The sequence below is a fragment of the Aliiruegeria sabulilitoris genome (assembly GCF_001558155.1).
Taxonomy (GTDB): domain Bacteria; phylum Pseudomonadota; class Alphaproteobacteria; order Rhodobacterales; family Rhodobacteraceae; genus Tropicimonas; species Tropicimonas sabulilitoris.
On the sequence record NZ_LOAS01000012.1, the window covers coordinates 105,528 to 126,791 of the forward strand.

At 62.5% G+C, this 21,264-nt stretch carries 27 protein-coding genes; 10 read left to right on the plus strand and 17 right to left on the minus strand.

All coding sequences use genetic code 11. From position 1 onward, the window contains the following. Positions 1 to 9: 9 nt before the first annotated feature. The 8 genes from flgH to AX756_RS12900 are packed head-to-tail and all read right to left on the minus strand — an operon-like array spanning position 10 to position 4,072. Positions 10 to 738: a flagellar basal body L-ring protein FlgH gene (flgH, locus tag AX756_RS12865; RefSeq protein WP_068312162.1), complete on the minus strand. Its 729-nt coding sequence runs from the start codon at positions 736 to 738 to the stop codon at positions 10 to 12. A 5-nt stretch (positions 739 to 743) separates the two neighbouring features. Beyond that, on the minus strand, positions 744 to 1,196 hold the full coding sequence (gene flgA, locus AX756_RS12870; RefSeq protein WP_068311888.1) for a flagellar basal body P-ring formation chaperone FlgA: 453 nt from the start codon (positions 1,194 to 1,196) through the stop codon (positions 744 to 746). After that, positions 1,193 to 1,978: a flagellar basal-body rod protein FlgG gene (gene flgG, locus AX756_RS12875; protein ID WP_068311890.1), complete on the minus strand. Its 786-nt coding sequence runs from the start codon at positions 1,976 to 1,978 to the stop codon at positions 1,193 to 1,195. Before flgG ends, flgA begins: the two co-directional genes overlap by 4 nt. A 12-nt stretch (positions 1,979 to 1,990) precedes the next feature. Continuing rightward, positions 1,991 to 2,704, minus strand: coding sequence for a flagellar hook-basal body complex protein (locus tag AX756_RS12880; protein ID WP_068311893.1), 714 nt, complete (start codon positions 2,702 to 2,704; stop codon positions 1,991 to 1,993). A gap of 4 nt (positions 2,705 to 2,708) precedes the next feature. After that, the gene (locus AX756_RS12885) at positions 2,709 to 2,975 is read right to left on the minus strand and encodes a flagellar biosynthetic protein FliQ (protein WP_068311905.1); all 267 of its coding nucleotides are present in this window, start codon (positions 2,973 to 2,975) and stop codon (positions 2,709 to 2,711) included. A 3-nt stretch (positions 2,976 to 2,978) separates the two neighbouring features. Further along, the gene (fliE, locus tag AX756_RS12890; RefSeq protein WP_068311908.1) at positions 2,979 to 3,269 is read right to left on the minus strand and encodes a flagellar hook-basal body complex protein FliE; all 291 of its coding nucleotides are present in this window, start codon (positions 3,267 to 3,269) and stop codon (positions 2,979 to 2,981) included. A gap of 12 nt (positions 3,270 to 3,281) precedes the next feature. Further along, entirely contained in the window at positions 3,282 to 3,674 is a 393-nt protein-coding gene (gene flgC / locus AX756_RS12895) for a flagellar basal body rod protein FlgC (RefSeq protein ID WP_068311911.1), read from the minus strand. Positions 3,675 to 3,685: 11 nt separating this feature from the next. Continuing rightward, positions 3,686 to 4,072 (minus strand): FlgB family protein, encoded by a 387-nt coding sequence (locus AX756_RS12900; protein ID WP_068311914.1) that lies wholly within the window; start codon positions 4,070 to 4,072, stop codon positions 3,686 to 3,688. Positions 4,073 to 4,153: 81 nt separating this feature from the next. Here AX756_RS12900 and AX756_RS12905 point away from each other — a divergent pair, with 81 nt between their 5' ends. Next, complete coding sequence (locus AX756_RS12905) at positions 4,154 to 5,473, plus strand: FliI/YscN family ATPase (protein WP_068312165.1); 1,320 nt, start codon at positions 4,154 to 4,156, stop codon at positions 5,471 to 5,473. A gap of 61 nt (positions 5,474 to 5,534) precedes the next feature. Here AX756_RS12905 and AX756_RS12910 read toward each other — a convergent pair whose 3' ends face one another. The 5 genes from AX756_RS12910 to AX756_RS12930 are packed head-to-tail and all read right to left on the minus strand — an operon-like array spanning position 5,535 to position 10,541. Then, complete coding sequence (locus AX756_RS12910; RefSeq protein WP_068311917.1) at positions 5,535 to 5,909, minus strand: hypothetical protein; 375 nt, start codon at positions 5,907 to 5,909, stop codon at positions 5,535 to 5,537. 7 nt (positions 5,910 to 5,916) lie between these two features. Beyond that, positions 5,917 to 7,002: an EscU/YscU/HrcU family type III secretion system export apparatus switch protein gene (locus tag AX756_RS12915; RefSeq protein ID WP_068311920.1), complete on the minus strand. Its 1,086-nt coding sequence runs from the start codon at positions 7,000 to 7,002 to the stop codon at positions 5,917 to 5,919. Further along, positions 7,002 to 7,772, minus strand: a complete 771-nt coding sequence (locus tag AX756_RS12920) for a flagellar biosynthetic protein FliR (RefSeq protein ID WP_068311923.1) — start codon at positions 7,770 to 7,772, stop codon at positions 7,002 to 7,004. Before AX756_RS12920 ends, AX756_RS12915 begins: the two co-directional genes overlap by 1 nt. Then, on the minus strand, positions 7,769 to 9,859 hold the full coding sequence (gene flhA, locus AX756_RS12925) for a flagellar biosynthesis protein FlhA (protein ID WP_068311926.1): 2,091 nt from the start codon (positions 9,857 to 9,859) through the stop codon (positions 7,769 to 7,771). The genes AX756_RS12920 and flhA overlap by 4 nt, the downstream gene beginning before the upstream one ends. 1 nt (position 9,860) lies before the next feature. Beyond that, positions 9,861 to 10,541 carry a hypothetical protein gene (locus AX756_RS12930; protein WP_068311929.1) on the minus strand — a complete coding sequence of 227 codons (681 nt, stop codon included), beginning with the start codon at positions 10,539 to 10,541 and terminating at the stop codon, positions 9,861 to 9,863. Between the two features lie 191 nt (positions 10,542 to 10,732). Between AX756_RS12930 and AX756_RS12935 the strand changes: the two genes are divergently transcribed. Beyond that, the gene (locus AX756_RS12935; protein WP_156461489.1) at positions 10,733 to 11,077 is read left to right on the plus strand and encodes a hypothetical protein; all 345 of its coding nucleotides are present in this window, start codon (positions 10,733 to 10,735) and stop codon (positions 11,075 to 11,077) included. A 94-nt stretch (positions 11,078 to 11,171) separates the two neighbouring features. On the opposite strand, the gene AX756_RS12940 is transcribed toward AX756_RS12935, so the two are convergent. Both AX756_RS12940 and AX756_RS12945 read right to left on the minus strand, forming a co-directional pair. After that, on the minus strand, positions 11,172 to 11,876 hold the full coding sequence (locus AX756_RS12940) for a winged helix-turn-helix domain-containing protein (protein ID WP_068311935.1): 705 nt from the start codon (positions 11,874 to 11,876) through the stop codon (positions 11,172 to 11,174). Continuing rightward, entirely contained in the window at positions 11,848 to 12,138 is a 291-nt protein-coding gene (locus AX756_RS12945; RefSeq protein ID WP_068312168.1) for a hypothetical protein, read from the minus strand. The genes AX756_RS12940 and AX756_RS12945 overlap by 29 nt, the downstream gene beginning before the upstream one ends. A 180-nt stretch (positions 12,139 to 12,318) precedes the next feature. Between AX756_RS12945 and AX756_RS12950 the strand changes: the two genes are divergently transcribed. The 3 genes from AX756_RS12950 to AX756_RS12960 all read left to right on the plus strand — a co-directional run bounded on the left by AX756_RS12950 (position 12,319) and on the right by AX756_RS12960 (position 14,459). After that, positions 12,319 to 12,786: a hypothetical protein gene (locus AX756_RS12950; protein WP_068311938.1), complete on the plus strand. Its 468-nt coding sequence runs from the start codon at positions 12,319 to 12,321 to the stop codon at positions 12,784 to 12,786. A 184-nt stretch (positions 12,787 to 12,970) separates the two neighbouring features. Next, positions 12,971 to 14,167: a TIGR03862 family flavoprotein gene (locus tag AX756_RS12955; protein WP_082739092.1), complete on the plus strand. Its 1,197-nt coding sequence runs from the start codon at positions 12,971 to 12,973 to the stop codon at positions 14,165 to 14,167. Further along, the gene (locus AX756_RS12960; RefSeq protein WP_068311941.1) at positions 14,157 to 14,459 is read left to right on the plus strand and encodes an HNH endonuclease family protein; all 303 of its coding nucleotides are present in this window, start codon (positions 14,157 to 14,159) and stop codon (positions 14,457 to 14,459) included. Before AX756_RS12955 ends, AX756_RS12960 begins: the two co-directional genes overlap by 11 nt. 2 nt (positions 14,460 to 14,461) lie before the next feature. On the opposite strand, the gene AX756_RS12965 is transcribed toward AX756_RS12960, so the two are convergent. Continuing rightward, positions 14,462 to 15,091: an enoyl-CoA hydratase/isomerase family protein gene (locus AX756_RS12965; RefSeq protein WP_068311944.1), complete on the minus strand. Its 630-nt coding sequence runs from the start codon at positions 15,089 to 15,091 to the stop codon at positions 14,462 to 14,464. Beyond that, on the minus strand, positions 15,088 to 15,843 hold the full coding sequence (locus AX756_RS12970; protein WP_068311947.1) for an SDR family oxidoreductase: 756 nt from the start codon (positions 15,841 to 15,843) through the stop codon (positions 15,088 to 15,090). Before AX756_RS12970 ends, AX756_RS12965 begins: the two co-directional genes overlap by 4 nt. Positions 15,844 to 15,988: 145 nt before the next feature. Between AX756_RS12970 and AX756_RS12975 the strand changes: the two genes are divergently transcribed. The 5 genes from AX756_RS12975 (at position 15,989) to AX756_RS12995 (ending at position 21,256) form a co-directional block, all read left to right on the plus strand. Then, positions 15,989 to 17,503 (plus strand): DUF2125 domain-containing protein, encoded by a 1,515-nt coding sequence (locus AX756_RS12975; RefSeq protein ID WP_156461490.1) that lies wholly within the window; start codon positions 15,989 to 15,991, stop codon positions 17,501 to 17,503. Positions 17,504 to 17,627: 124 nt separating this feature from the next. Further along, on the plus strand, positions 17,628 to 18,209 hold the full coding sequence (locus AX756_RS12980; RefSeq protein WP_082739094.1) for a DUF2796 domain-containing protein: 582 nt from the start codon (positions 17,628 to 17,630) through the stop codon (positions 18,207 to 18,209). Between the two features lie 8 nt (positions 18,210 to 18,217). After that, positions 18,218 to 18,934: an ABC transporter ATP-binding protein gene (locus AX756_RS12985; RefSeq protein WP_068311956.1), complete on the plus strand. Its 717-nt coding sequence runs from the start codon at positions 18,218 to 18,220 to the stop codon at positions 18,932 to 18,934. Continuing rightward, positions 18,934 to 20,181 carry an ABC transporter permease gene (locus AX756_RS12990; protein WP_068312174.1) on the plus strand — a complete coding sequence of 416 codons (1,248 nt, stop codon included), beginning with the start codon at positions 18,934 to 18,936 and terminating at the stop codon, positions 20,179 to 20,181. Before AX756_RS12985 ends, AX756_RS12990 begins: the two co-directional genes overlap by 1 nt. A 19-nt stretch (positions 20,182 to 20,200) precedes the next feature. Further along, positions 20,201 to 21,256 (plus strand): hypothetical protein, encoded by a 1,056-nt coding sequence (locus AX756_RS12995; protein ID WP_156461491.1) that lies wholly within the window; start codon positions 20,201 to 20,203, stop codon positions 21,254 to 21,256. Positions 21,257 to 21,264: the final 8 nt, after the last annotated feature.

Below are 21,264 nucleotides of genomic sequence, written 5' to 3' on the forward strand. Positions count from 1 at the left end.
TGACACTCCTCAGAACGGCAGAATGATATCCGCGACCTGTTGGCCATAGCGCGGCTGCTGCACATCCGTGATCTGTCCCCGTCCACCATAGGAGATCCGGGCGCCAGCAATCTTGTCATAGGTGATTTCGTTCTGCCGGGTGATGTCTTCGGGGCGCACATAGCCGGTCACGAGCAGTTCCCGAAGTTCGAAATTCACCCGAACCTCCTGGCTGCCCTGTATCTTTAGCACCCCGTTCTGGAGAACCTCAACGACCGTTGCTGCAACCCGAAGCGTCAATTTTTCCTTGCGCTTCACCGAACCGTCGCCTTCGGAGGAACTGGAAGATGACAGCTCGACTGCCGGATCGAGCGAAGCGCCTTCAAGGTATTTTTCCGAGAAGCGAGTGTCGAGGCCCATGAGGTTGGCGACGGCCATGTCTTCGCCCGAACTGCGCGAGCGCGCGGTCGAGTTCGAGATCTCGGCCTTGTCGTTGATTTCAATGACGACGGTCATGATGTCGCCCATCTGGCCGGCTCGCCGGTCGCCGAGCAGGGACTGCCGGTCCTTGCTCCAGAGTGACGCGGTCTCGGAGGGCCGTTTCGTCGTCAGGGTTTCCGGAAGGGGAATCACCGACATTGCCCGGTGTTCATAGGTCCCGGCACTTTCGGAGAAATCCGGACGTTTGCCGACATCGGCAACGCGGGCGCAGGACATGAGGGCAAGCGTGGCGGCGATCAGGATCGTGACGTTTCTCATCATGGTCACTCCGTTCTAGAGAATGTCATTTCGGTTGGCCCTACGAGCACACGGCCGTGGGAATCTACGGTTCCTGAAACGGTCGTGCGGGACTGCATGTTCATGGCCCGGACGCGATCGCCGAGCGCGGCACGTGACAGCGACCGACCGTCGGTCGTGATCGCGAGACCGTTATGGTTGAAGATCAGCGGGACGATCTGGTTGCGCTCGATCAGCGCGGGCGGAGAGAGATCTTCCGGCCGAATTGCACGTCCGGCATAGAGGACCACGCGCGCCTCCATTCCGACAGCGGCCTCCGCGTCCGAAAGCGCGCCGGGCAGCGCGTCGGTGACAAGCTGAACGTCCCCGGCGGAAATGATCGTCCGCGAGCGGATCGTATGCGCGGCAACCAGCGAATCGGCCGCAGCCTGCCCGGCAAGGGCGACAACGAGCGGGAGAACGAGTGGGATCGTGTTCATCGGATCTGCGTCGTTGCGCTGAGCATCTGGTCGACAGCGGAAATGACCTTGGCGTTGAGTTCGTAGCCCCGTTGGGCCTGGATCAGGTCGGTGATCTCGCGTACCGAGTCGACCGAACTGTCTTCGAGATAGCCTTGGCGCACAGTCCCAAGCCCGTCCTCGCCGGGTGCCGCAACGAGGGGTGGACCGGAAGCTTCAGTCTCAAGGAAGAGATTGCCACCAATTGCTTCGAGCCCCTTCTGGTTGGAAAAATCCGTCAGGGTGAATTGCCCCAGCAACTCGGCATCCACTTCTCCGTCGAAATAGGCATAGAGCTCGCCGTCCGGATTGATGGAGATCGACCTCGTGTCGTCCGGAACCGTGATCTCGGGCACGACCGCGTATCCGTCCGAGGTCACGATCAACCCATCGGCCGAAAGCTTGAGGGCACCGTCCCGCGTATAAGCCGAAGCCCCCGAGGGCAGGGCCACCTCCAGGTATCCATCGCCGTCGATCGCGATATCCAGTTCGCCGTTGGTCGCCGAAAGGGATCCCTGCTGGTGGTCTACCGTCACCGCCGATGGTCGCACGCCAAGGCCGATCTGAACCCCCGTCGGGACGATCGTGCCGTCGGAAGCATTTATCGTGCCGGGGCGGGTAAGCTGTTGGTAATGCAGATCCGCGAACTCGGCGCGACGGGCGTTGTAGGCCGTCGTGCTCATATTCGCGAGGTTGTTGGAAATGACGTCGACGCGCATCTGTTGCGCGGCCATGCCGGTAGCGGCGATCTTGAGCGACTGCATCAGTGCCTCCAGTTATCTTGAGAGCGTGTCGATCAGGCTCGACAGCCGTTTGCTTTCGCGCTCGGAAAAGGATTGACCAAGCTCGTAACTGCGCTGGACTTCGATCATCCGCGCCATTTCGATCACCGGGTTTACATTCGACCCCTCGACGAAGCCTTGGAGAACCCTTGGAAACTCAACCGGTTCAAAGTCTTCGGCCGCCGAAAACAGCGTGTCCCCCTCCCGTTTCAGGCTTGCGGAATCGGTTGGGGTGACCACGCCGATACGTCCAAGCGGGCGGCCATCCGCGCTGATGGTGCCGTCTGTCGCGATGCTGACATTGCCAACGTCCGGCGGCACGAATATCGGGGCGGCGCCTTCGTCGAGGACGAAGTAACCATCGGGCGTCATAAGGTCGCCCATGTCACCGGGAAGAAAGCTGCCCGCCCGTGTCAGCCGTTGCCCATCTGGCGTCTCGACCAGAAAAAAGCCGTCCCCTTCGATTGCTACATCAAATGTTCCGTCGGTCGGCTCCAGACTCCCCTGGCTCAGGTCAAGATTGCGGCCCCGGGCGGCGGCCATGGAAACGGACTGATCGGCATCGCCGGCTGATTTGATGAATTCCGAGAAAACCACGCCTTCCCGGCGAAATCCGGTGGTCGACATGTTGGCGATGTTGTTCGCTATGCTCTGCATCTCGTTCAGCAGGCCCGATTGCCGAGAAAGGGTGACATATCCTGCGCTCATTGCGTCAAACTCCTGCGATGAGCGGAATGATCCGCGAGGTAAAAAAGCTAACCAATGTCTGGGTCATGAAATTCATCGACATCCAGAACACGACCACGATTGCCAGCAGCTTGGGCACGAAGGTCAGCGTCATCTCCTGGATCGAGGTCAGCGCCTGGAACAAGCCGACGGCCAGTCCCGCCACGAGCGCGACCCCGAGAATGGGCATGGCGATGGTGACGCCGGTCCAGAGCGCCTCTCGCAGCGTGTCAAAATACGCGGCTTCATTCATGGCTCAGACCGGCATCCGCATGATTTCCTGATAGGCCTCGACGACCTTGTCGCGCAGGGTCGATGCCGTCTCGATGGCAAGTTCGCTTTGCGTCAGGGCCATGACGAGGGCGTGAGGGTCGGCTTTGCCGACCATCGCCGCTTTCGCAGTCGCCTCCGTTTCCTGCAGACCCGCAGCGAAATTCGTCGCCGCAGCCTGAAAGCTCTCGCCGGCATTTGCCGGTTTCTGTGTGGGAGTGAGCGCGGGCTTTGCCGCAATGTAGCCTCTTTGGGCCTGTGTCGCCTGGATTACCATTCTGGTTACTCCTTACTTTCTAAGCAGCTCGAACAGGCTCGAGGTCATTTTCCTCGCCTGGTCGAACATCTTGAGGTTCGCCTCGTAACTTCGCTGAGCCTGTCGGGCGTCAGCTATCTCGACGACGAGATTCACATTCGATCCGTCGTAATGCCCGGTCTCGTCCGCCATGGGGTGAGCCGGGTCGTAGACTTGCTCCAGCGGCCGCTGGTCAAGCTGCACGTGTCCGGTTGTCACCAGCTCCATGTCGCGGCCGCGATCCAGCTCGCTTTCGAACGAGACCATCTTCCGGCGGAAACCCGGGGTGTCGGCGTTGGAGATATTCTCGGAGATATGGCGCAACCGGGTCGACTGTGCCTTCAGGCCGCTGGCGGACACGGCCATGGTGTTGAAAAGATCACTCATCGCGGATCCCCCTACCGACCGATGCTGGCGCGAATCACGCCCAGACCGCTGCGATAGATCGAGATCGCCATATCGTGCTGTTGCTGGATTTCTGCAGATTTCAGGATTTCGTCTTCGAGCGAAACGGAGTTTCCGTTCGGCGCGACGACGCCGGATTCCACGATCCGGGCCTTTGCTGCCGTTTCCTGGCTGCTGTGGCCGAAATGGCCGGGGCGCGTCGCGCGCATGGAGCCTTCGCCACTGAACTCGTTATAGCTGTCAGCGAAACTCGGGATGTCCTGCTGCCGGTAGCCCGGCGTGTCGACATTCGCGATATTCTCGGCCACGACCGACTGGCGCGCAGCGGCATGCTGGGCCAGTTGCTGCGCCATGTTCAGTAGTTCGATTTTTGTCGTCATCGGGGGTTCTCCCTCGGCTTTCAATCAAGGCTTAACTCCGATTCCTTTAGAAACGGTGTGCGTCCAAAAGGGGAACCCATGATGCACGGCAGAAGCCTCGAAACGCTTGCTTGCGAAATCCGCTCGATGACACCCGTTCGGCCCGTGGGGCGCGTTGTCGCCGCCGGGCACGGTATCCTGACCATTGGTGGCCTGCAGGAGGACGCGGCGCTGGGCGATCACGTCCGGCTGGAGACGCGGCACGGGGTGTTGCGGGGGGAGGTGATCAATATCTCGCGGGATGGCGTCGCCGTTCTGCCCGACGGCTCCGGAGAGGGCATTCGAATCGGGGATCCTGCCGTTCTCAAGGGGGCGCCAGTGATCGCTCCGTCCGACCACTGGGTTGGCCGAATCGTCGATCCCTATGGCAATTCGCTGGATGGCCGGAGCCTTGGGCGGGGCGCCACCGAGAGGCCATTGCGGGCCTCGCCGCCCGTTGCAACGCGCAGGCGTTCGCTCGGGGAACGTCTGCCGACCGGTCTTGCCGTGTTCGATACCATGTTGCCACTCGTCCGCGGGCAGCGGATCGGGATCTTTTCCGGCTCTGGCGTCGGCAAGTCGACGCTTCTCGGGAACCTGACCCGCCAGGTCGATTGCGACGTCGCCGTGGTGGCGCTCGTCGGCGAGCGCGGGCGGGAAGTTCGGGAATTCGTCGAATCCAATCTCGGCCCGGAAGGCATGAAGAAATCCGTCGTGGTGACGTCGACGTCCGACCAGCCCCCGCTGGCCCGTCGTCGCGCCATGTGGACGGCGATGAGCATCGCGGAGCATTTCCGGGATCAGGGCAAGCATGTCCTCTTTCTTGCCGATTCGGTCACGCGCTTTGCCGAGGCACATCGCGAGGTGGCTCTCGCGGCCGGCGAGTCCTCCTCCTTGCGCGGTTTCCCTCCGTCCACGGCGCACCAGATCATGACCCTCGCCGAGCGCGCCGGGCCGGGAGATGTCCGCCATGGCGGAGACATCACGGCGGTATTTACCGTGCTCGTCGCAGGGTCGGACATGGACGAGCCGGTGGCGGATATCTTGCGCGGCGTTCTCGACGGGCATGTCATCCTTGACCGACAGATCGCGGAACGTGGGCGTTTCCCAGCGGTTGACCTGCTTCGCTCCGTTTCGCGCAGCCTGCCGGGCGCGGCGAGCGAGACCGAGAACGTTCTGATCCGCCTGGCCCGTCAGCGCCTCGGGGCCTATGACCGCGCCGAGGTCATGATTCAGGCCGGTCTCTATACCTCCGGCAGTGACCCGGAGGTCGACGCGGCAATCCAGGTATATTCGCAACTCGACAGCTTTCTTGCGGAGCAGTCGCCCGAGGGACCGGAGGCCGCGTTTGCACGGCTCGGGGCAATTCTGGCCCGCAGGTGAGCGCGGCTTCTTCTCGGAAACGAAATCAGAAAGGGCCGGTTCGTCTGGCTTTTAGGGCGGACTAACGACGTTTCCTTCCGGCATCCGCTTGCGTCAGCAGCTTTGACAGCGCGTTGTCCTTGGCAAAGGTGCGTCGGGCAGCGTCCTGTTCGCGCGCCAGCTCCGCCCGCAGGCGGGCAACGGTCATGTTCTGGCGCGCCCGTTCCCCATCGACCCAGCGAAGCCAGCGCGTGGTCGAGAGCACCTGCGCGACATCGAGTGATTCTCCGGGTGCGATTTGCTTCAGGGCGGTTTCCCTGTCCCGCGCCAGCTTGCTCAGGCGCGCGGTTGCGGCGCGCTCCTCTCCGGCCTTTTCCCGAAGCGACTGGCTGGCCGCGAGCCATGCAGCCTCGGTGACGGTTTTAAGGCGTTTGAGGTCTCGAAGGCGGTTTTTCATGACGTGATCAATCCAGAACTCTCTGACGGGCCAGGCCCCGCATCTTCTCGGCAAAACGAATCGCGGCCGCGACGGCGCGGTACTGGTCCGGATGGATCTCCTGACCAATTTCCGTCGCGGCATGGATCGCGCGGGCGGTCGGCGGGTCACGGTGTATCGGCACCCCCGCCTCCATGGCCTTTTCCCGGATCCGGGCGGCGATTTCATCCACCCCCTTGGCAACGCAAATGGGCGGGCCGCTGAAGGAGGGATCCCATTTGAGCGCCACGGCATAATGCTCAGGGTTGACCACGACGACACTCGCATCGGGCACATCGGCCAGCATCGAGCCCATCGCGATTTCCTGTGCCCGCCTGCGCCGGGCCATCTTCATGAATGGGTCGCCTTCGGATTCCTTCGCTTCGTCCTTGAGTTCCTTGTGGGACATCATGTTGCGCCGCCGGTGTTCTGCATTCTGCCAGAGCAGATCGATGGCGCCGAAGGTCCCGAACACCAGAACGACAATGGTCAGGAAATCGACGGCAAGCTCGCCCATCAATTGCGCGACACCGCCGGGTGTCGAGGACATCGTCGCGGCAATGTTGTCCATGCGCGCCGACAGGAAGAGGAACAGCACGCCCGACACGATGGCAAGTTTTAGAAAGCTCTTGGCGAATTCGAACAGGCCGGAGCGGCCATATTTGTTCTTGGCGTTTGACAGGGGGGATATGCGGGACAGTTTCGGTGCCAGCTTGCTGGGGGCAAAGACCAGTGTGCGTTGCGCCAGCAGGCTGGCAATCACGATCAGTCCGGGCGGCAGCATCAGGGGCAGAAGACCTTGCAGCAGCGAGCTGCCCAAGGCACCGCGTTCAAGCGGCATTCCGAGATGGGCGCGCGTGGCCGCACCATTTTCCAGACTGGCAAGAATCGATGCTCCCAAGTCGCCGAAACGGGTCGCGATCGAAGGGCCAAGTACAACAATGGCAAGCAGGATCGTGGCATAAGCGATGGCGCCGGTCAGATCCTGTGATCGTGGCACGTCGCCTTTCTTGCGCGCATCGTCCAGTTTCTTCTGGCTTGGCTCGTGTTGCTTGTCCTGCTCTTCCTCGGCCATCAGCGCATCCCGAATGGATCGGCCAGGACGAGTTGGAAGGCGTCGAGCCAGATTTGCAGGAGGAAGGGCGAGAGCATGGCGAGCATGGCCATTCCGACGCCGGTAATCGCAGGTGCGCCCACCAACACGACCATGAGTTGTGGCATGGCGCGGTTAATTGCCCCAAGCGCGAGGTTGTAGATGAACGCGGCCAACACGAATGGGGCGGCGAGGCAGAAGGCCAGCCGGAAGCAATAGGAGATATGGGCGATGCCGAATTCGGCGAGGTCGGTGGAATCCACCAGTTTTCCAACCGGAAAGACGCTGTAGCTCTCCATGATAGCCTTTGCCGCGAACACATGGAGATCCGCCATGACGGCGAGCGCCAGTCCGCCCATGACCAGCACATGGCCGATGGCGGGCATCGGTTCGGTCGCGGAACCGGAGAAGATCTGTGCGAGCGAGGTCGACTGCGCGATCATGGACGCGGCCATCTGCAGGACCACGACCATCATTCGCAGCGTCAGCCCAAGAACGACACCGATCAGTGTCTCAGCGCCTATCAAGGTTAGCAGTTCGGTGCCCGTGGCGGGAGCATCCGTGGGTGGAACCGCGGGAAGGACAATCAGCGTGAAGGCCAGTGCGACGGCGAGCTTGACGCGCTGCGGCACCAGCTTCTCGCCGAAAGCCGGCAGGAAGGCGACGACACCGGCGACTCGCAGGAAGGCCACCACCCCCTGCAGCAGAAGGCTCTGGCTTGCCTGCAGCAGTTCGGGTGGCAGTTCGATCATGCCGGGACAACCCCGATCATCGATGGGCGTGCGTCCATGCCGATTTCTTCGAAGGACAGAACGGGCGAATGCACGCCCTTGGCGGCCAGAACGCTTGTCAGGAAACGCCGCCGGCGGGTCGAGGTCACAATTGCCGGGAAGATTCCTCTCTCGGCAGCTTGCGACAGCTTCTCGGAAACACCCGCGGCCAGCCGGCCAAAATCCTCTGGCGGCAGCGCGACCTCGTTCATGCCGCCCGGGCCGTCGATCTGGTAGGAGGAAAAACGTTCCTCCCATTCCGGCGCCAGTTGGAGCAGCGGTACAGTTCCATCCTCGCGGCGCAGCCCCGAAACGATCTGGAAACCAAGTCTCTGGCGGACATACTCACAGATCGCTTCAGGTGTGTTGAAGCTGCCGCGCGCCTCGGAAATCGCCTCCATGATGAGCGGCATGTTGCGAATGGAAACCTGTTCTTCGAGCAGCAGGCGCAGGACGGCCAGCAACATGTCGATCGGCACCTTGTCGGGTACGAGCTCGTCGATCAGCTTCCGGTTGGCTTCGGCGCGCCCCTTGTCGGAGAGATTGGTCAGCTCCTTCAAAAGGCGCCGCAGGGCCTTAAGCGTCATCAGGCGGGGGAAGTTCCGCTTGATGACTTCGAGCAGATGTGTCGCCAGAACTTCCGAAGGCGTGACAATGGTCGTACCGTCCAGGGCGACCTCCTCGCGTTGATCTTCCGGAATCCAGCGCGCGGGGGCACCGTAAACAGGCTCGGAGACGTTTTGGCCCGGAGGATAGGGAACCGAGGGGTCGGACACGAGTGCGAGCACCCGCCCGGGCTGAAGCCGGTCGCGCGCCTGTTCCACGCCCTGGATACGCAGGATATAAGTGCCCGCTTCGAGGGCGGCATTGTCGGTGAGCCGCACTTCGGGAAGGACAAGCCCGAACTGCGAGGCGACATGGCTGCGCATGTTCGCAATGCGCGCGTCCAGGCCCGTGCCCGGATCGAGCACCATTGACACCAGCTCGGGCGCGAATTCCAGGTGAATGTCATCGAGATCGAGCATGTCGCCGATGGGGCGTTCCGAAGGAGCCGCTTCCGATTCAGGCGGTGCTTTTGCGGCTGCCGCGGCTTCGGCTTTCCGGGCTTTCAAGCCACGGAAACCAGCATATCCCAATGTGACGGCGCCCAAAACAAAAGGCAGAAACGGGAAGCCGGGAACGAGCGCGAAGACCACCATGAGCGTCGCGACGGTCAGCAGCGCCTGGGGATGCCGCCCGAGCTGCGCAAAGACCGCCAAATCCGTTGCACCCTTTTCCCCGCCACGCGCCAGCAGCAGCGCAGAGGCGACGGAAATGATGACGGCGGGGATCTGGGATACCAGCCCGTCTCCGACCGTTAGGATTGCATAGGTTTCCAAGGCTTGCCCGACCGGCATGCCATGGACCGCCAGGCCCATGATCATGCCCATCACGAGGTTCATCAGGGTGATCAGCAGGCCGGCAATTGCGTCACCCTTAACGAATTTGGACGCGCCGTCGAGCGAGCCGAAAAAGGTCGTTTCGGCCTGTTCCTGTTCCCTCCTTGCGCGGGCCTGCTCGTGGTTGATGGCCCCGGAGGACATGTCGCTGTCGATCGCAAGCTGTTTGCCCGGCATCCCGTCCAGCGCGAAGCGGGCGCCGACTTCCGCCATGCGGGTCGCCCCCTTGGTGATGACAATGAAATTCACGATCAGCAGGACGCAGAATACGACGAGACCGAGAAAGACGCTGCCGCTCATCACGAACATGGCGAAGCCCTCGATCACATCCCCGGCCGCGCCCGTACCGGTGTGACCCTGCCCGATGATGAGCTTGGTCGAGGAGACGTTGAGCGAGAGGCGCAGCATCAGCGAGGCCAGCAGGATCGTCGGGAAAGCCGAGAAATCCAGCGGCCGCTCTATGAACAGCGTAACCGTGAAGATCAGGATCGCGAGTGCAAAGGAACTGGCCAAGCCGATATCCAGAACCCATGCCGGCATGGGCAGGACCATCATGACGATCACCGCCATCAGGGCGACAGCAAGCGCGACCGTGGGATTGAAAAGGTTCTTCAGCTCAAATCCGCCCATGTCATTCATTCTCTTGCCAGAAGGAATGCACGGTGCCGCTTGCCCCGAGAGACACGAGAGAGCCCGCGCCGCTTTGTGCCTTGACCGATACGGGCGTGGCCGCGGCGGGAGTTGGCTCCAGAGGTTCGGAACGTTCCGGCGCGGCGCTTTCAGGGGCTGGGATTTCCGAGATTGCTCTGAACCTGCGGATCGCTGCGTCCCAGGACTTGGTCTGGCTGAAAGTCCCGGCCAGTTGGCGCGCGGCCATTTCCGCATTCCTCACCGGGTCCATCGGTGATTCTAGATTATCGGACTCTGTCGGCTCTTGTGGCGGTCCGAGGAGGAAACAGCCCATCTTCACGCCGTGATGGCCCTGCTCGCGCAAGCGCTCCACGAAATCTGCTGCCGATTGCCGATCCGAGAACCAACGCCGTATCCCGCCGGTTTCGACCGTCCAAGGCCAGGGGCGTTTCTTGCCATCCTGCAACTTCCCACTTTGCTCAATGGCAAGCGAGAGCAAGGCAGATGGGGGAATTACATGGGCCAGCGCGGCGGCGTTCGCCGACTCATTGCATATTTCGGCGCCTGTCGGTGCTGCCAATGCGCCTTGCGGACAGAACAGACTCGTTGCCATGACTATCGTGACCGCCAGTTTTCTGAGCATAGTGCCCAGGTAGACGGCAAATCCCGGCAAGGTGTTCATGCGAAAGCCTTTCTGCTTCACTTGGCTTCTGGCTATCTCGACAGGGTTTACGAGCGGTTACCGGGCAAGGTGTTAGCGGTGTCGATCGCAAAAAAGAAAGCGAACTTGCGCCTGAAGCGGCCCATTCACAGCGTTGTTTTGAATCTTTCGATATGGTACCGGTAAGTCAGAATGGCTTCAGGAGATTGGCTATGAAAAGATTTATGCACCTCGGAGCGACCCTTTGTGTCGCCCTCATCAGTTTTGCGGCGACGGCACAGGCTGAGACCGCCCGCGAATATGCCGAAAGCAAAGGTCTCTGCGAAGACCGTGGCGGTCTGGCAGAAGCAGAGTTCTTCGATACCACAGACAATGCGGGAAACCCGGCAAAGGGACTGAGATACCGTTGTAACTCGGTCGCAGCCATTGATCCCGCGACTGGCGCGGCTATCGGTGCCGGGGTTCTTCTGCTTGGTCTCGGTCTTGGCGGCGGCGACGATGGAGGCTCCAGCGGTACCTCGGGCACCGGACCGTCAGGCACCTCCAGCACGAACTGATCCCAACTGCGCGGCGTCAAGATGGCGTCTGAGCTATCAAGAAAAAGAGGGCCCAGGAGACAATCCTGGGCCCTTTTCATTGGGCAGGCCGCCGTCACACCATCCGTATGACATCCTTGTTGATCGCGAGCACGTAGCCCTTTCGGGCGATATTCCGCACCAGCAACTCGCTGACCATCTGGTTTCCAAGAGAATCGCGCAGCCGCTTGATGCGCGTGGCCCCGGCAGCTTCCTCGCAATCCTCCGGGCGCCGTCCCTGGATCACGGCTTCCAGTTCCGCCCCTGTCAGGAACTCTTCGTCCATGCGCGCCTCGGCCAAGGCAGCCAGCGTCTCGATGGCGGCTTCGGTCAGCTTGAATTCCATGTTGTTTATCAGCACCAGACGCTCCTGGCGGCTGATGATCAGGTCTGTGACCTGGATGCCCTGCCGCTCGATCTCGCCCATGCGGCGGTTGAGGATGACGATCGCCACCAGCAGGGAGAGCGCCGCAACCAGCAGCGCAGCGGCAAAGATCAGCAGCACGAAGATGATCTGCCGGTAGCTCTGCAGCACGTCCGAAAAGGAGGTTCCGCTCGCGGCGAGAATCTCCAGAAGCCGGATCTCGGCCTCCGAGGTCAGGTCGTTATTCTCGACAAAGATCCGCTCGACCCGCGCGTTGAACGCATCCGCATCCGGGAGGTTGGCAAATAGCAGCACTGCGGCCAGGGCAAGGACACCGACGATGCCGACAACGCCGAACAGGACCGCCCGGACACCGGCGCGCCGCGCTTCAATAACGGAGATGGAACTGTCCGGCACTCGCTTTCCTCTCGGCAAGGCCGGACTCGTCGAAGACGCCCAGCACGTTCAGAAGGGTCCAGCCATCGCGGGCAATGCGCTGTCGTATCTGCGCGGCCGCGGCGCCGGGATTGCAGGCATTTCCGTCGATGCGGATGGTGCCGTAATGCAGCCGCAACGGGTTGTCTTGCTTGGCCTTGTAGTCGGCGTAGCAGGCCGCTTGTGCGGGCAGAGCTAGCAGCATGAGAGCGGCGGCGCAGGCCATTATCCGGGGTTTGGTCATCATGCGGGAACAGTGGGCGGAATCCCTGCAAAATTCAATAACGACAGGCATCTATGCGCTCGTTATTCGATAACATCCCGCCGTTATTGCATGATTTCGGGCTCCGGAGCGAGGGTGTTCGCAGCAGGACCGGCGCGAGCAGCGTCGCTGGTCAAGGCGACGAATGACAGGAGACAGAAAATGCGCAAGACACTGACCGCCGTGACCCTTTCCATGGCCCTCGCGGCCACAAGCTTTGTTCCCGGACAGGCCGTGGCGGGGGATCGTGAAGACCTCGCGGCCGTCCTTTTCGGGGCGAGCCTTCTTGCTATCGTGGCTGCCGCCGCGATGAACGACGATGACGACAAGGATCGCAAGGCCCGCCCCCCGGTTGTGCAATACCAACCCGCCCCTGTCGTGACCGTGCAACCGCCCCAGCGGGTGGAGGTCAATCGGAGCCATACCCTTCCCGGCCAGTGTTCCCGGCAGTTCAATACACATGACGGCCAGCGCAACTTCATTATTAAGGATTGCCTGGAGCGGAACGGGGTGCGCGTGTCCAGCCTTCCGGGGCGTTGCGAACGCTCGATCGACATGCCAGGCCGCGGCCCGAGCCAGACCGGATGGTTCCAGGGCTGTCTGAACCGAGAGGGCTACCGGTTTCGTTGAGGCTGAAGATATGGGCGTGGCAATCGCGTGAGCAGCAGGCGAGGGCGGCCTTGCCCAAGCCGGGGCCGGGGCGACGGGGACCTCCTCGTCGCCCCGGCTCTATTTGGGCCGGTTCGGTGGAAAGCCGGTCAGGGCTCGCGTAGAAGCGATGCATCGGAAATGAAGCAAGAGGCTGGAGCCTGTCGTGAACGAACGGGTGGATGCGTTGATCGTCGGAGCCGGACCGGCGGGGTTGATGGCGGCCGAGTCGCTGGCGGATGCCGGCCATTCCGTGATCGTGGCCGAAGCCAAGCCCTCGGCGGGGCGCAAGCTGTTGATGGCGGGCAAATCCGGGCTGAACCTGACCAAGGATGAGCCAGCCGGGCGATTCCTCTACGCCTATGCAGAGGCAGCGGCGTGGTTGGCGCCGATGCTCGCGCAGTTCGGCCAGCAAGACGTGAAGGATTGGGCCGAAGCGCTTGGCAGCGAGATCTTTACCGGATCTGCGGGCCGCGTCTTTCCGAAGGAGATGAAGGCCTCGCCGCTGCTGCGCGCCTGGCTCAGGCGGCTGGGAGAGAAAGGTGTCGCGCTTCGGACCCGTTGGCGGTGGACCGGCTGGGACGGAGCCGAATGCCGGTTCGATACACCCGATGGGCCGCAAGGGGTTCGGGCCGATGCGACGGTTCTGGCTTTCGGCGGCGCAAGCTGGGCCCGACTGGGGTCGGACGGTGCCTGGGCCGCGAAACTGCAGGCAGCGGGGATCGGCCTTGACCCCTTCGCCCCGTCCAATGTCGGGCTTTGCGTCGACTGGTCTCCGCATATTGAGCGGTATTTCGGCGCGCCGGTAAAAGGAGTGGCCTTGGTGGTCGGCGAGGCCCGTTATCGCGGCGAATTCGTTATTTCCCGCCATGGTCTTGAAGGGAGCGGCATCTATGCGGTCAGCCGTCCGGCGCGCGAAGGGCGCCCGATCCTGATCGACCTGCTGCCGGACTGGCCCGTGGAGAAGGTTCAGGAACGGCTGTCCCGCCCGCGCGGCAAGGCCTCCATCAGCAATCATCTGCGCAAGAGCCTGCATCTCGATGCGGTGAAAGTCGCGCTGTTGCGGGAGTTCGGCGGACCGCTTCCCGATGGCGCGGCGCTGGCGCAACGGATCAAGGCGCTGCCACTTGCCCATGACGGGCCGAGGCCCATGGATGAAGCGATTTCGGTGGCCGGCGGCGTGCGGCGCGACGCGCTGGACGATCATCTGATGCTGAAACAGCGACCGGGCGTGTTCTGTGCCGGCGAGATGCTGTCCTGGGAGGCGCCCACGGGCGGCTACCTGCTGACGGCGTGCCTGTCGACCGGGCTATGGGCTGGGCGAGGGGCGGCGGAATGGCTGGAACGCAGCCATGACGCATGAGACGGGCGCTCCCGTCTGCCCGCTCTGCGGCCGGCCCATCCCGGCGGATGTGCGTCAAAGCCTCCACCACCTCGTGCCGAAACTGCGTGGCGGAAAGGGTGGGGCGACGGTGCTGCTGCACCAGATCTGTCACAACGAGATCCATGCCACGCTCTCCGAGACCGAACTGGCGCGCAACTACAGCAGCATCGAGGCGCTCCGGGCGCATCCCCGGATCGAGAAATTCATTCGTTGGATCAGCCGTCGGCCGCCGGAATTCTATTCCAGAACCCCGGGTCCGCGCCGCCGCTAGCGTCAGCCGGGGATCATCGCCTTGATCCCCTTACGGATCTCGGGCGGCGCGGCGCAGACGGCTTCGCTCAGCGCATTCACCGTCTCCGCAAGCGCCTCCTTCTCGACGATCCTGTCCACGAGGCCCCAGTCACAGGCCGTGGCGGCGTCGATCTTCTGGCTGGCCATCAGGATCATCCGCGCGCGCGCCGGACCGATGAGGGCGGCGAGGCGACCCGGATCGGAGGGTTGCGGCAGGAAACCCAGTTTCATCACGGGGTAGAAAAACCTGGCCTCCGGCACGGCCACGCGCAGGTCACAAGCCAGCGCCATGCCAAAGGCGCCACCGGCAAGCGTGCCGTTCAGTGCCGCAATGGTCAGGCAGGGCATGCTGGCGATACGGGAGGACACCCGCTCCCAGATGCCGTCCGTCGCCAGTCCGGCACGCGCCTCCTCAAGGTCGGCCCCGGCGGAGAACACCTTGCCCTCGCCGGTCAGAACCAGTGCGGCAACGCCGGCCTGCTCGGCCTCGGCGGTGGCGGTCTCAACAGCGCGCAGCATGTCGCGGGTGAGCGAGTTGGCCTTGTCGGGGCGGTTGATCCGCAGGGTCCAGACCTGGGCCTCGCCCTGCGTTTCGCGGATTACGTCAATCATTCGATTACTCCCACGCGGCGACGGATCGCTTCGTCGCGCAGCGAAATTTCCTGTCCGATGAACTCGTCGGCATCCACGCCGCACATCCATAGCAGCGCCTCGGCGGGCCATTCGGGTGGGATGTGGTCGTTCCAGTCCAGCTTGCTCACCGGGTTGATGCCGCTCTTCTTGATCACGCGCTGCATCTCGGTAGCCACGGTGCCGGGGCTCAGCCCCATCGCGCGGATACCTGCCTGGGCATATTCCTTGTCGAGCGAGCGGGTCAGCATCGCCGCGCCCGCCTTTGAGGCGCAATAGCCGCTCCATGCCTCGACCGGCCCGTGCGCGGCGCCGGAACTGATGGTGATCACGGTGCCGCCGCCCTGCGACAGCATCACGGGCAGAACGGCCCGCATACCGTAAAATACCCCCTTGAGGTTCACGTCGATTGCCTGGCCCCAGCTTTCGGGATCCGCGTCGGCCAAGTGCACGATCGGATCGATCACACCGGCATTGTTTATCAGCACATCGACGCGGCCGAAGGTGCTCGCGGTGGCCTGCACCGCCGCTTCAACCTCCCAGTAGCGGCTGATCTCGCAGGGAATTGCCAGCGCCGCCTCTCCGATGTCGCCCGCCAGCGTGGCCAGTTCGTCCCGGCTGCGCGACACCAGCGCCACTTTCGCGCCGGCGCGGGCAAAAACCCGGGCGGCGGCCGCTCCTATGCCCCGGCTCGCGCCGGTAATCAGCACCACCTTGCCGGTCATGTCGGTCATGTTTTTCCTCACCAAATTGCTCGCGCTTCCGTTACCCATGCCAATTTTATTATTACAAAGAAAGAGCTTTCGGCCTATGCCCTTGACCGTGTTCGCCCTCTGTCCGACAGTCGAGGAGGGTTTTCCAAAGGAAGGGTGTTTCAATATGAAACCGTGGATTCTCGGCGGTGTATCGGCCGCAGCATTGATTACGATTCCTTGTGCGGGGTGGAGCCTCACGGCGCAGGAGGCCTGGCAGAGCTGGCAGGACGCCGCCCAGAGCTACGGCCAGGAACTGACCAATGACGGCGAAGCGATGATGGACGGCAAGCTCACCGTCCGCGGTGTCGCCATGTCGACCGACATGGAGGGTACACGCCTGGACATGAGGGTCGAGGAGCTCGTATTCGCCGAGCAGGGCGATGGGTCAGTCATGATTACCATGTCCGAAACCATCCCGGTCACTGCATCTGGTGTCGATCCGGACTCGGGCGAGGAACTCGATGTCTCGTTGATGATCGAGCAGTCGGGCCTTGCGATGACGGCCTCCGATGCCGATGGCGGCACGGATTTTGCCTATGACGCACCCTCGCTGATGATGAAAATCGCCGACATGAAGATCGACGATGAGGCCTTCCCGATGGTTCTGGAAGTGGCGCTTACGGACACGTCCGGGACCTATTCCGTCGGTTCGGGGGCAGGCACGCCCGTCGAATCCGCTTTCGAGGCCGCCGGTGTCGACCTGAAGATGGACGTTGCCGATCCCGAAGGCACGGGAAAGATGGTCTTCACGGCGAATATGGAAGGGCTGACCACGAGTTCGCTTGCTCAAGGCTTCAACGACCTCGATCCCGAGGACATGGCCAGGATGTTGAACCAGGGCTTCGCGGTCGAGGGCGGCGGCAAATACGGGCCGGTCAATTTCGACATGGCTTTCGAGGAAGATGGCACCAGCATGCTGGCGACGGGCTCGCTCACGGGTGGGGGCGTCGGCATCACCATGAATGGCGACGGAATCAGCTACGAGATCGGGTATGAAGGGCTGGATCTGAAGCTGTCCGGCTCCGAAATTCCGATGCCGCAAGTGACGGCAAAGGCCGATGTGCTGTCGACCTCCTTTGCCTTCCCGGTTCTGGTCAGCGAGGCCGTTTCGCCTTTTGCTTTCCGCGTGGCTATCGAAGGTTTGCAGGTGGGCGAGGAGATCTGGTCAATGATCGATCCGGCTGCGGTCCTGCCACGCGATCCGGCCAGCCTGATCGTGGATATGGCTGGAACCGGCCGCTGGATGATGGATATCTTCGACGAAGAAGCCATGATGGCGCTTGACGACGCGCAGGCGCCCGGCGAGGTCGAAACGGTGGAAGTGAAGGAGTTGAAGCTGGCCATCGGCGGTGCCGAACTGACCGGCAATGGTGCCTTCACCCTCGACAATACGGACCTTCAGACATTTGACGGCATGCCGCGGCCCGAAGGCACGGCGAATCTGCGCCTGCTCGGCGGCAACGGCCTGCTCGACAAGCTGACCCAGATGGGGCTCGTGCCGCAGGATCAGGTGATGATGGTCCGGATGATGTCCGGCATGCTCGCCAAGCCCGGTTCACAGCCGGATGAACTCCTCTCCGAGATCACCATCGACGCAAACGGGCAGGTTCTGATCAACGGCGCACCGCTGCCCTTCTGAGCGTATTTCAACCAATCGAGAGCGGCCGGCCAGAGAGGTCGGCCGTTTTCCTCTCGCCACGCTTGACCGGGCATGAGCTGCCCTGCATAAGCGTTACGAGATAACATTTCATTTTGAGGCGTCGATGAGATTTACCGTTCTTTCGGTTTTCGCTATTTCCGCAGCCGGGGCAGCCCTCGCTCAGGATATGCACCAGCACGAGGCCCATGTGCATGGCACGGGCGCGCTCGATATCGCGGTCGAAGGCAAGAACATCCTCATGGAATTGCGCGCTCCCGGTGCCGATATCGTGGGTTTCGAGCATCCGGCGCGGGACGTCGAGGACAAGGCCGCCGTTGCGCTGGCGTTGAACCTTTTGTCCAACCCTGGGGACCTGTTCGTTCTGGACGTGGCGGCAGGCTGCGATTTCGTCGCCGCGGAAGCGGAGTTACACGGCAAAACGTCCGAAGACGATGCCCATGACGAGGGCGAAGGTGAAGAGAACGAGCATGCCCACGAGGAAGGCGCAGGCGAGCATTCGGAGTTTCACGCCGAATACGTTCTGATTTGCGAACGCATCGATCGGCTTGAAACCGTCTCCCTGAATTACTTCAAGGCCTTCGAACGTGCGCAAGCGCTTGAGGTTCAGGCGATCTCGGACAAGGGTAGTTTCGGTGCCGAACTGACACGCGATGCACCGGTGCTGAAGCTGGAAGGGCGGATCTGATTTCGGACATGACGGCGAGCGAAACGGGGACAGAAAACGCCATCTACATGTCCGGCGTGGAGTTCGCATGGAGCGGCACGCCGCGTTTTCAGATGTCGATTGCCGAACTGGCCGTTCCTTCGGGCCAGACGGTGTTCCTGCTGGGAGAGAGCGGCTCCGGGAAATCGACGCTTCTCAGCCTCATCTGCGGGATCAACCAGCCTTCGGATGGTTGGATCGAGGTCGCCGGACAGGATATCGTCATCATGAAAGGCGCGGCGCGGGACCGGTTTCGCGCCGAGCAGATCGGCGTGATCTTCCAAATGTTCAACCTGTTGCCCTATGCAACGGCGCTCGACAACATCCTGTTGCCGCTGCGCTTTGCCCCGGAACGGCGGCGGCGTTGCCCCGACGGGCGCGGTGAAGCGCTGCGGTTGGCCGAGGCGCTCGGTCTGCCGACGGCGCTTGTCGAACGCACGCAGGCAGCCGCGCTCAGCACCGGCCAACAGCAGCGCGTCGCGGTCGCCCGAGCACTGATAGGCCAGCCGCAGATCATCATTGCCGACGAGCCGACCTCGGCGCTCGATGCCAATGCGCAAACGGCCTTTCTCGATCTGCTCTTTGAACAGGTACACCAGATGGGCGCGACATTGCTGCTCGTCAGCCACGATATCCGCCTGGCCGAACGGTTTGACCGGCGTCTCGACATTCAAGATATCGCCGTCGTTCGGAGAGACACCACATGATCCTCCTCCGCCTCGCCATCCGGTCGCTTTTCAGCCGGCGTTTCACCGTCGGGCTGACGGTCTTTGCCATCGCGCTCTCCGTGGCGCTGTTCCTCGGAGTGGAAAAGGTCCGAACCGGCGCGCGCACCAGCTTTGCCGACACGATCTCGGGGACGGACCTGATCGTCGGTGCGCGTACGGGCGGTGTGCAATTGCTGCTCTACTCGGTCTTTCGTATCGGCAATGCGACCAACAATATCGGCTGGGACAGCTACCAACAAATCGCCGCGCGCCCGGAAGTGGACTGGATCGTGCCGATTTCACTGGGGGATTCGCATCGCGGCTTCCGGGTGATGGGCACCAGCGCGGAATACTTCGCCCGCTACCGGTATCGCGGCGGCCGGTCGCTCGAATTTGCCAAGGGCGCCGGGCTGGAGGATCTGTTCGACACAGTGATCGGCGCGGATGTGGCGCGGGATCTGGGCTACCGGATCGGCGATCCCATCGTGGTCTCGCACGGGCTGGCTTCCTTCACCGAGCATGACGACAAACCGTTTCGCGTCGCTGGCATTTTGCAGAAAACCGGCACCCCGGTGGACCGCACGGTCATCGTCGGCCTTGAAGCAATAAGCGCGATCCATCTGGATTGGAAAAATGGCGCAAGATCGGCCAATCCGCTCTCCGCCGACGAGGTGCGGGCGATGGATCTTGCGCCCGACAGCATCACAGCGGCGATGCTGGGCGTGAAATCGCGGATGCAGGTGTTCCGCCTGCAACGCGACATCAACGAGTTCGGGGCCGAGCCGTTGCTGGCGATTCTGCCCGGCGTTGCGCTGCAGGAGCTTTGGCAGATCGTCGGCGTGGCCGAATCCGCGCTGGTCGGCGTTTCCGCCATGGTGGTTGCGACAGCACTTCTAGGCATGGCGGCGATGATCTTTGCCGGGCTGAACGAACGGCGGCGGGAAATGGCGATCTTTCGATCCGTCGGCGCGCGACCGGGGGTGATCCTTGGCATGTTGATGCTTGAGGCGCTGCTCATCGCATTAGCGGGGGCGCTGCTCGGGCTGGCCCTGCTCTATCTGGGGCTAGTGGTGGCGCGCCCGTGGGTGGACGCAGCCTTCGGGCTCTACCTGCCGCTCACGGCGCCGGGCAGGTTCGAGGCAAGCTGGATCGGCGTAATCGTGCTGGCCGGCGGGCTGGTGGGGTTGTTCCCCGCCATTCGGGCCTATCGAATGTCGCTTGCCGATGGCATGACTGTTCGGAACTGAACTGGACAAGGAAACGCGCGTGAAAAGGGGCATTGCAGCTCTCGTGGCTTTGGTGATCGGGTATTCCAGCCCGGTCCATGCCTGCAGCTTCCATACCTATTTGCCGGAGATGACGGTGATCGACCGGCTGATGATGACGGAAAACGTCGTCCTGGCGCGGCCTGCTGCCGACGATCCCTTTCGTTTCGAGGCCGTCGAGGCACTGGAAGGCACCCTGGAGCAGGCCGATCTTCCGACACTTGTCGACAGTTCCACACGGCGACGGCTCGCGGCCAATCCGGAGGACGCCGTTCTGTTTGCCCGCGACGGCGGCGGCTATGGGCCGTTCATGCGGCTGGCCTATGTCGACCCAGTGTATCGTGCGTTGCTGGAGGAGGTGATGGCCCGGAAGGAGGACTGGATCATGGGCGACGATCTGGCCCGCTACCAGTTTTTTGCCGACCGTCTGGAGAGCGAAGACCAGGCCATTCGCGGCCTCGCGCTGCGCGAACTCGATCGCGCGCCCTATGACATCTTTCGTCAGTTGGACATGTCGCCCGCAGCAGCCCCGATCCTGCAGGAGATCTGGCAGATCGACCAGATCCCGTTCGTTCCGATCCGGATCCTCCTGCTTGGTCGAAGCGGCGATGACGCAGCCCGAGAGGCGGTGGTCAAGGGCCTGGACCGCGCGAAGAGAGGTGGAGCCATGTATCTCGGCCCCTTCGCCGTCGCCCTGATCGAGCTTGATGGGAGAGCGGGTGTGGAGTGGCTGGTGACGGAATACCTGTCCGGGCAGACCGATCCGGATGCAGCGGAAAGCGCGATTGAAGCGCTGGCGATCCACGCGGGGGGCGGAGATGACGCGCTTCGCACCTATATCCTCCAAACCCTGAGCGGGTTCGTGCATGCCTTCCCGGAGCACGCCGATGCGGTGGCCCGACAGTTTGTTTTTCGTTACGACTACGGAATGGTGGAGCCTCTGCGGGAGGTGATGACTGCCGGCAAGATCAAATCGGCCACGGATCTGATTCCCGTCGCCGCCTATGTAGCGACATCCGGAGAAGTTACGGGCGCGTTTGGCGCCGTGAGTGAATGAGAGACGAG

Bases quoted from the DNA above. Each gene is read 5' to 3' on its own strand.
- flgH (WP_068312162.1), bottom strand. From the start codon at position 738: ATGAGAAACGTCACGATCCTGATCGCCGCCACGCTTGCCCTCATGTCC.
- flgA (WP_068311888.1), bottom strand. From the start codon at position 1,196: ATGAACACGATCCCACTCGTTCTCCCGCTCGTTGTCGCCCTTGCCGGG.
- flgG (WP_068311890.1), bottom strand. From the start codon at position 1,978: ATGCAGTCGCTCAAGATCGCCGCTACCGGCATGGCCGCGCAACAGATG.
- AX756_RS12880 (WP_068311893.1), bottom strand. From the start codon at position 2,704: ATGAGCGCAGGATATGTCACCCTTTCTCGGCAATCGGGCCTGCTGAAC.
- AX756_RS12885 (WP_068311905.1), bottom strand. From the start codon at position 2,975: ATGAATGAAGCCGCGTATTTTGACACGCTGCGAGAGGCGCTCTGGACC.
- fliE (WP_068311908.1), bottom strand. From the start codon at position 3,269: ATGGTAATCCAGGCGACACAGGCCCAAAGAGGCTACATTGCGGCAAAG.
- flgC (WP_068311911.1), bottom strand. From the start codon at position 3,674: ATGAGTGATCTTTTCAACACCATGGCCGTGTCCGCCAGCGGCCTGAAG.
- AX756_RS12900 (WP_068311914.1), bottom strand. From the start codon at position 4,072: ATGACGACAAAAATCGAACTACTGAACATGGCGCAGCAACTGGCCCAG.
- AX756_RS12905 (WP_068312165.1), top strand. From the start codon at position 4,154: ATGCACGGCAGAAGCCTCGAAACGCTTGCTTGCGAAATCCGCTCGATG.
- AX756_RS12910 (WP_068311917.1), bottom strand. From the start codon at position 5,909: ATGAAAAACCGCCTTCGAGACCTCAAACGCCTTAAAACCGTCACCGAG.
- AX756_RS12915 (WP_068311920.1), bottom strand. From the start codon at position 7,002: ATGGCCGAGGAAGAGCAGGACAAGCAACACGAGCCAAGCCAGAAGAAA.
- AX756_RS12920 (WP_068311923.1), bottom strand. From the start codon at position 7,772: ATGATCGAACTGCCACCCGAACTGCTGCAGGCAAGCCAGAGCCTTCTG.
- flhA (WP_068311926.1), bottom strand. From the start codon at position 9,859: ATGGGCGGATTTGAGCTGAAGAACCTTTTCAATCCCACGGTCGCGCTT.
- AX756_RS12930 (WP_068311929.1), bottom strand. From the start codon at position 10,541: ATGAACACCTTGCCGGGATTTGCCGTCTACCTGGGCACTATGCTCAGA.
- AX756_RS12935 (WP_156461489.1), top strand. From the start codon at position 10,733: ATGAAAAGATTTATGCACCTCGGAGCGACCCTTTGTGTCGCCCTCATC.
- AX756_RS12945 (WP_068312168.1), bottom strand. From the start codon at position 12,138: ATGACCAAACCCCGGATAATGGCCTGCGCCGCCGCTCTCATGCTGCTA.
- AX756_RS12950 (WP_068311938.1), top strand. From the start codon at position 12,319: ATGCGCAAGACACTGACCGCCGTGACCCTTTCCATGGCCCTCGCGGCC.
- AX756_RS12960 (WP_068311941.1), top strand. From the start codon at position 14,157: ATGACGCATGAGACGGGCGCTCCCGTCTGCCCGCTCTGCGGCCGGCCC.
- AX756_RS12965 (WP_068311944.1), bottom strand. From the start codon at position 15,091: ATGATTGACGTAATCCGCGAAACGCAGGGCGAGGCCCAGGTCTGGACC.
- AX756_RS12970 (WP_068311947.1), bottom strand. From the start codon at position 15,843: ATGACCGACATGACCGGCAAGGTGGTGCTGATTACCGGCGCGAGCCGG.
- AX756_RS12975 (WP_156461490.1), top strand. From the start codon at position 15,989: ATGAAACCGTGGATTCTCGGCGGTGTATCGGCCGCAGCATTGATTACG.
- AX756_RS12980 (WP_082739094.1), top strand. From the start codon at position 17,628: ATGAGATTTACCGTTCTTTCGGTTTTCGCTATTTCCGCAGCCGGGGCA.
- AX756_RS12985 (WP_068311956.1), top strand. From the start codon at position 18,218: ATGACGGCGAGCGAAACGGGGACAGAAAACGCCATCTACATGTCCGGC.